At 64.7% G+C, this 6,754-nt stretch carries 8 protein-coding genes; 5 read left to right on the forward strand and 3 right to left on the reverse strand.

Annotated features, from left to right (window positions below):
- From QZY06_RS20210 to QZY06_RS20230, 5 genes are all read left to right on the forward strand, one after another.
- Positions 1 to 873: DUF3034 family protein (locus QZY06_RS20210; RefSeq protein ID WP_295687598.1), on the forward strand; the 873-nt coding region annotated here is incomplete at its 5' end.
- A gap of 59 nt (positions 874 to 932) precedes the next feature.
- A complete protein-coding gene (locus QZY06_RS20215; RefSeq protein ID WP_295687601.1) occupies positions 933 to 1,412 on the forward strand; it encodes a group 1 truncated hemoglobin in 480 nt (159 codons plus the stop codon).
- 264 nt (positions 1,413 to 1,676) lie between these two features.
- Complete coding sequence (locus QZY06_RS20220; RefSeq protein WP_295687604.1) at positions 1,677 to 2,165, forward strand: FMN-binding protein; 489 nt, start codon at positions 1,677 to 1,679, stop codon at positions 2,163 to 2,165.
- Positions 2,166 to 2,169: 4 nt separating this feature from the next.
- On the forward strand, positions 2,170 to 3,054 hold the full coding sequence (locus tag QZY06_RS20225) for a PepSY domain-containing protein (protein WP_295687606.1): 885 nt from the start codon (positions 2,170 to 2,172) through the stop codon (positions 3,052 to 3,054).
- Between the two features lie 4 nt (positions 3,055 to 3,058).
- Positions 3,059 to 4,105 carry an FAD:protein FMN transferase gene (locus tag QZY06_RS20230; protein ID WP_295687609.1) on the forward strand — a complete coding sequence of 349 codons (1,047 nt, stop codon included), beginning with the start codon at positions 3,059 to 3,061 and terminating at the stop codon, positions 4,103 to 4,105.
- Positions 4,106 to 4,119: 14 nt separating this feature from the next.
- On the opposite strand, the gene QZY06_RS20235 is transcribed toward QZY06_RS20230, so the two are convergent.
- The 3 genes from QZY06_RS20235 to QZY06_RS20245 all read right to left on the reverse strand — a co-directional run.
- Entirely contained in the window at positions 4,120 to 5,175 is a 1,056-nt protein-coding gene (locus QZY06_RS20235; RefSeq protein ID WP_295687612.1) for a CmpA/NrtA family ABC transporter substrate-binding protein, read from the reverse strand.
- Entirely contained in the window at positions 5,172 to 5,741 is a 570-nt protein-coding gene (locus tag QZY06_RS20240; protein ID WP_022977690.1) for an ANTAR domain-containing response regulator, read from the reverse strand. The genes QZY06_RS20235 and QZY06_RS20240 overlap by 4 nt, the downstream gene beginning before the upstream one ends.
- A gap of 226 nt (positions 5,742 to 5,967) precedes the next feature.
- On the reverse strand, positions 5,968 to 6,754 hold a 787-nt coding region (locus QZY06_RS20245), incomplete at its 5' end, for a dihydrolipoamide acetyltransferase family protein (protein WP_295687617.1).

The following is a 6,754-nucleotide window of genomic DNA, read 5'->3' on the forward strand; positions in this document are numbered from 1 at the left end:
ACCAACCAGGGCATCAACGGCAGCATCCACTACACCTACGCGAATCTGCCGAATTACAGCTTGAATTCGCTCGGTGTCGCGGTCGGCTTCTACGATCGTCTGGAACTCTCGTACGCCTACGATCTGTTGCCGACTGGCAGCACGTTCAACACCGTTGGCCTGCTGACCAATACGCTGACCGGCGGTGGCAAGAACGATACCGGCATCGATCCATTCAACACGTCGATCCGCATGGATATCTTCGGCGCCAAGCTGCGTGTGCTCGGCGAATCGATCTATGACTCGGACACGCTGATTCCGCAGGTGGCCATTGGCGGCTTCTACAAGATCAACCACAACGATGAGCTGATGCGCACCTTGCTGGCCAACAAGCGCAAGGATTTCGAAGCCTATGTTGCAGTCACCAAGATCTTTTTCCCGCTCGATCTTCTGGTCAACCTCACCGTGCGTTACACGGCCGCGAATCAGACCGGTCTGACCGGTTTCGGCGGCCCGAACAAGAACAGCCGCGAGTTCCGTCCTGAAGTGTCGTTCGCCTATCTGCTCGCCAAGAACGTGGCGATCGGTGCCGAGTACGCAGCCCACGGCAAGAACACCGATGGTCGTGGTGTGAACGTTGGCGGTATCGATACCACGGTGCTCGGCAACATCACCGGCGCGCTGAACAACATCGGCGTATCCGGCCCGGTCGGGCAGATCGTCAACAACGTCAATGACACGCTGACCCAGCGCGAAAGCGATTGGTTCGACGTGTTCTTCGCCTACTTCCCGAACAAGAACCTGTCATTCGTCGCTGCATACGCCAACCTCGGAAACATCACTCTGACCCCCAAGCAGACCGGTGCGTATTTCTCGGTGCAGGCGAGCTTCTAAAGCGCCCATCCGAATCCAATCGCCCAATCTAAGTGCTGTCCTTTCAAGGAGAAGTCATCATGAAGTCGTTCAACAAATTGGTACTCGCGACGGCGTTGAGCCTGTCGTCACTGTCGGCTTTCGCCGCCGGTTCGGAAACACCGGAAGGTAAGCCTCAGTCGACCTATCCGCAGATCTCGTCGGATGCTTATGAAAAGTTCGGTGGCGAATACGGTGTCGCCCGTTGGACCGAAGCCTTGTTCAAATACATCATGGCCGACAACCGCATCAATCATATCTTTGCCGCTCACGGCAAGGTCGAGCGTCAGATCAGCCTCAACAAGCAGCTGGTCGGCGTGATGCTCGGTGGCCCCGGAGTGGAATATCAAGGTGCCAGCATGAGTGCTGCACACGGCGAAATGGGCATCACCTTGACGCAGTTCAATGCAGTCGTCGAAGACGCCTATCTCGCTTGCGAAGACGTCCGTACCCCGTATCACACCTGCAACCAGCTGATTGCTGCACTGGCACCGTTCAAGCGTTCCATCGTTACCCGCTGAAGGCTCTGGCCAGCTGAAGGCACCGTTGAAACCCGTTTGCCCGGACTCTGCCGTTGTCGGCAGCGTCCGGGCCTTTTGCAGGCGTCGATTGGAATCAAACGATCCACCTAATCCGTGGACACCACTAAAAATAAAGACCCAGAGATCATGACAAAGCATAGAAACAGAGACATCCAATCACCCGTTCCGGACCTCGTTTCTGGTTTGGAGCCCGTATCCCGCCGTTCACTGCTGCGGACCGTCGGCGGCCTCTTCGCTGGCCTGATGCTGCCCTCGATCGGCAGAGCCACCGATTTGTGGACCACCTTCCAGACGCCGACCGCCTTCTTGACCGAAGTGTTCGGCAGCACGCCGCCCGCGCCCAAGCTGCTGATGCTCGATGCCGCCGCGCAGGCCAAGCTCACCGCCGCCTTCGGTCGCGCCTATCCCCAGGCGCAGCTTCGCTACTGGAAAGCCGATGGTCGCAGCGCCTGGATCCTCGATGACATCGGCAAGGTCGGCTACCAGCTGACCACCTCCGGTTTCGTGGTCAAGGACGGCAGCATCGATTCCGCCCGCGTACTGATCTATCGCGAATCGCGCGGCGAGCAGATTGCCGAAGCCTCGTGGCTGAAGAAGATCACCGGCGCCAAGCTGGCCGGCGCCAAGCTCGACAAGACCGTCGACAACATTTCCGGCGCCACCTTGTCGGTGAAGATGATGGAGCGCATGGCGGCAACGGCGCTGATACTCGACAGCATGGCAGCGGCCTGAGGCCATGGCCGCCGAATCCACCAGCAAGTCGCGCCCGGTGCATCTGGCCCGGCGTCTCGTGCGTCGTCTGCGCAGAGTTGCCGCGCCGACCTCGGCGAAGGGCGTTGTGGCGCGGCCGAAACCGAAGCGCAGCCTGACTGCGGTGCTGCGCCAGTGGCATCAGCGCATCGGCCTGACGGCGGCCTTCTTCGTGCTCTGGCTCGGCGTCAGCGGCACCTTGCTGACCCGCAGCAACGAGCTGGGCTTCGACACCGCAAGGCTGCGCTGGGATTGGCTGACGGCGATGTACGGCCTGCGGGCCGAAGCGCCACGCATGGGCTTCGAGGCCGCGGGTCACTGGATGGCGGCGACCAAGGAAAACACCTTGCTCGATGCCAAGGAGGTGTCGCCACGTTTGCCGGCACCGGTCGGTTTCGTATCGCTCGCCGGTCCCACCGGCACCCAGTTGTATATCGGCACGCCGGAAAGCCTGGTGATCACCACGATGGCCGGTGAACGGATCGACGAACTGCGCCCCCCGGTGCTGCCGATCGCGGCCGTGCGCCGTATCGGCGCCACCGCGGCCGGCGCGATCGCAGTGCAGGATTTCGATGCCTACGAAAGCGGCGACGGCGGCAATACCTGGACACCGGTGTTGCCGCAGTCGGTGACTTGGTCGGAGCCGAAGCCCTTGCCGGCGGAGCAGCGCAGCAACATCGAACAGTTCGCGCGGCCATCGATCCTCGTTGAACAGGTGCTGATCGATCTCCACAGCGGCCGCCTGTTCGGCGTCGTCGGTGCCTGGATCATCACCCTCATCGGCGTGCTAGCGCTGATGCTGTCGATCAGCGGCGTCTGGACCTGGTGGCGCATTCGCCAGAGCCGACGCAAGGCGGCCAACGGTGGCTGACATCATGGTCAGACCGCAGCTGCGGCACGCGCGGGACACCCAGCCCGGTGCCAATGCGGTCAGCCATTTCCTGGCCCGGCAGACCACCTATCGCCAGCGCTATCTGGCGATGGGCACGACGATCACGGTGACCGTGGTGTCGAACCGCCGCTCGCGCCGCGAAGTCGACCGGGTGATGGCTGAAGTGCAACGCGACATGATCGCTTTCGGCCGCGAGGCCTGGGCCTGGGGGCCCGGAGCCTTGTCGGCCTTCAACCAGAGATTATTGGCTGGCCGCACTGCAACCGTGCCGCCGGTGCTGAAGGATCTGTTCGCCAAGGCCTGGGCGATTCGCGAAGCCTGTCGCGGCCAGTTCGAGCCGCGAGTCGCCGCCCTGGTCCGGCTCTGGGGCTTCGACGATCCGGCGCGGCTGCGCAGCGTGCCGCCCGAGGCGGACGACATCGAAACCTTGATCGAGGCGCTGCACGCGGCGCCCGAGTACGACGGCGGCGCCAGCTATGGTCCGGCGCCGAACGTGGCCTGGGATTTCGGCGCCATCGGCAAGGGCTTCATCGTCGATCAGATGCTCGACCTGCTGGCCCGCGCCGGCTTTCCGGACGCCACCATCGATGCCGGCGGCCATGTCGGCGCGCGCGGCTATCGCGATGGACGGCCCTGGCGAGTCGGCATCCGCGATCCTTTCGACGGTGGCGAGCAGGAGTACGTGCTGGCCAGCGTCCAGCCGGGCGAACGCTCGGTGGTCACCCATGGCGACGAGCAGCGCGCCTTCGAGCATCAGGGCCGCCGCTACTCGCATCTGCTCGATCCGCTCAGTGGCTGGCCGGCAGAAGGTTTGCGTTCGCTGACCGTAGTGCATGCCGACGGCGCGATGGCCGATGCCGCGGGGGCCGCACTGTTCGTGGCCGGCCCGCAGCACTGGCCGGCGCTGGCCCATCAGCTCGGCTTGGACCGGGTGCTGGCGCTGACCAGCGACGGCGACGCACAGGTGACGCCGATGCTCGCCACGGAGCTGTCCTGGAAGCGGGAAATGAAGATTCGCGTCGTCGGCTGAAGTCGCCGCCGATCTTATTGAAGCAGCGGCGTCGCGACCGAAGTGGCGCGGCTGCTGGCCTGATCATGCAATTGCAGGCGATAGCTGGCCAGCACCGTGCCTTCGATGTCCACGGCATCGCCGGTCTGGCCCCAGCGCTGCATCTGGCGCAGGAACCAGCGTGCATCGTCGTGGTGCGGCAGCAGCATCTCGCCCGCACCAAAGATGAACTGCGGGCTGAGCAGATCCTCGTGATCGTCGCGCAGCGCGGCGCGCAGGCATTCGTCCGGAGCGCCGACCAGCTTGGCGTCGATCAGCATCTGCGCTGCTGCCGCGCGATTGCCTGGCTGTTCGAGCCAGCGTCCGGCTTCGATCAATGCAGCGACCAGCGCCAGATGCGCGTCCGGCTGGCGCTTCGCCCAGTCGCCGGTGACGCCGAGCACTTTCTCGGCGCAGCCGGGGCGAATGGTGTGCGTGGCCAGCAAGCGCTGGCCGATGCCTTCGAGCTCGGCCGCATAGCCCCAGGGCGCGCCGACGCAATAGCCATCGATGCGGCCATCGCGCAGTGCTTTCAGCACCAGCGGCGGCGGCACCACGACCAGCTTCACGTCACGGTCCGGATCGATGCCGGCATCGGCCAGCCAGTCGCGCAGCAGGTAGTGGTGACTCGAGAACGGGAACACGTGGGCGAAGCTGCGCGGCGGCCGGCCGGCGGCGCGATCCTCGCCGATCACCCGCTTCAGCGCCGCACCGGTGGCGATCGGTTCCGGTGCCGGCGCTTCGAGCCGGCGATGCAGCGCGTTCGAGACGGTGATCGCGTTGCCGTTGCGGCTCAGAGTCAGCGCGGTTTCGAACGGCACGCCGAGGCGGTCGACACCGAGCTGTGCGGCCAGCGGCATCGGCGCGAGCAGCTGGGCGGCATCGAGCATGCCGGCGGCGAGCTTGTCGCGCAGGCCAGCCCAGGACGCTTCGACGCTCAGGCTGACGTCCAGCCCCTGGCCGGCGAAATAACCACATTCGCGAGCAACGAACAGCGGTGCCGCATCGGCCAGCGGCAGCAGGCCGAGCTTCAGTGGGATCGGGCCGCTCACAGCAGCTCCGCGGCGGCGATCAGCGAACGGGCGATGTCGCCGAGCCGCAGATTGCGATCCATCGCCATGCGCCGCAGCGCTTCGTAGGCGGCGTTCTCGTCGATTCCCTTGCGCTTCATCAGCAGACCCTTGGCTTTTTCGACATCGCGGCGATCGGCGAGCTTGAGCTTGGTCGAGCTCAGCTCCTCGCGCAGTGTCTGGTATTCCTGGAAGCGAGCGATCGCCACTTCGATCACCGGCGCCAGCCGCGCAGCACTCAGGCCATCGACGACATACGCGGAGACGCCGGCCTTCATTGCCCTGCGGATGGTTTCGGCATCGGAATGCTGGGCGAACAGCACGATCGGCCTGGGCCGGTCGCGGCTGATCTGGCCGAGTGATTCGAGAGTGTCGCGGCTGGGGCTGTCGACATCGATCAGCACGATGTCCGGCTGCAGCAGGTCGACGGCGGCAACCAGATCGCCATCCGCCGCCAGCCGGCCCACCACCTGATGTCCAGCCGCGCGCATGGCCTCATCCAGCAGGGCCAGACGCCCGCCATCATCATCGACCAGGACCACTCGCACGTCAGAAAACCCGCATGACCATCAATGAAAGGGCTGTCAGCAAAATCCGCGCCGTGAGCCAAGGCGCGGATTCTAAAGCGAACGGCAGAAGCCTGGTCTCACGCAAAGGCGCAAAGACGCAAAGAACAGCAAGAGCTTTTCAGAAAGCTTTCGCTTGGGCCTTTTCTCCGCGTCTTTGCGCCTTTGCGTGCGACAACTTTGGACGTTTTCGCCAGCCGCGCCGCCCTCAGCCCGCCAGCTCCAGATCGGCGATCAAGCCGGCCAGGAAACGGGTCGCTTCGCCGCCGGTGACGCAGCGGTGATCGAAGCTGATCGATAGCGGCAGGATCTTGGCGATCACGATCTGGCCATTGACCGGCACCACGGCATCGCGCAGCGAGCCGGCGGCGACGATCGCCACTGTCGGCGGCACGATGACGGGTGTCGCGTACTTGCCACCGAAGCGGCCGAAGTTCGACAGGGTGATCGTGTAGCCACGCAGTTCCTCGGGCGGCAGGCTGCGGTTCAAGGTGGCTTCCTTCATCTTCTGCAGGCCGCTGCGCAGGGATTCCTCGGAGCGCGAGGCGACATCCTGCAGCACCGCCACGAACAGGCCATCCGGCGTGTCGACAGCGACGCCGACGTGGATCTTCGCCAGCAGACGCCGGCCGATTTCGGCCTGGTCGTACCAGGCGTTCAGCGCCGGCTCGGCCTTGACGCCAGCGACGATGGCGCGGATCAGGCGGATGGTCAGATCATGCTTCAGGCCTGCTGGCCAGGCATGCAGCACAGCGTCATCGGTGACCGTCGCCGGCATCACTTCGTCGCGGCTCTGGGCCATGCTCTGGGCCATCGCCTTGCGGGCGCCGCGCAGCTTCTCCATCGGCCCGACCTCGGTCAGGATCTTGTGCACCCGCTGCACGTCGGCAGCAGTGACCATGCCGTCCGGGCCAGTCGGCGTGATGATGGTCAGGTCGACATTCAGGCGGTGGGCGAGGGCGCGCACTGCCGGCGTCACTTTCAGGCCGGCAGCG

It is taken from the genome of uncultured Nevskia sp. (genome assembly GCF_903885465.1).
GTDB lineage: Bacteria > Pseudomonadota > Gammaproteobacteria > Nevskiales > Nevskiaceae > Nevskia.

What these genes read in the sequence shown, in the direction of transcription:
- QZY06_RS20215 (WP_295687601.1), top strand. Translation starts at nt 933, where the DNA reads ATGAAGTCGTTCAACAAATTGGTACTCGCGACGGCGTTGAGCCTGTCG.
- QZY06_RS20220 (WP_295687604.1), top strand. Translation starts at nt 1,677, where the DNA reads ATGCTGCCCTCGATCGGCAGAGCCACCGATTTGTGGACCACCTTCCAG.
- QZY06_RS20225 (WP_295687606.1), top strand. Translation starts at nt 2,170, where the DNA reads ATGGCCGCCGAATCCACCAGCAAGTCGCGCCCGGTGCATCTGGCCCGG.
- QZY06_RS20230 (WP_295687609.1), top strand. Translation starts at nt 3,059, where the DNA reads ATGGTCAGACCGCAGCTGCGGCACGCGCGGGACACCCAGCCCGGTGCC.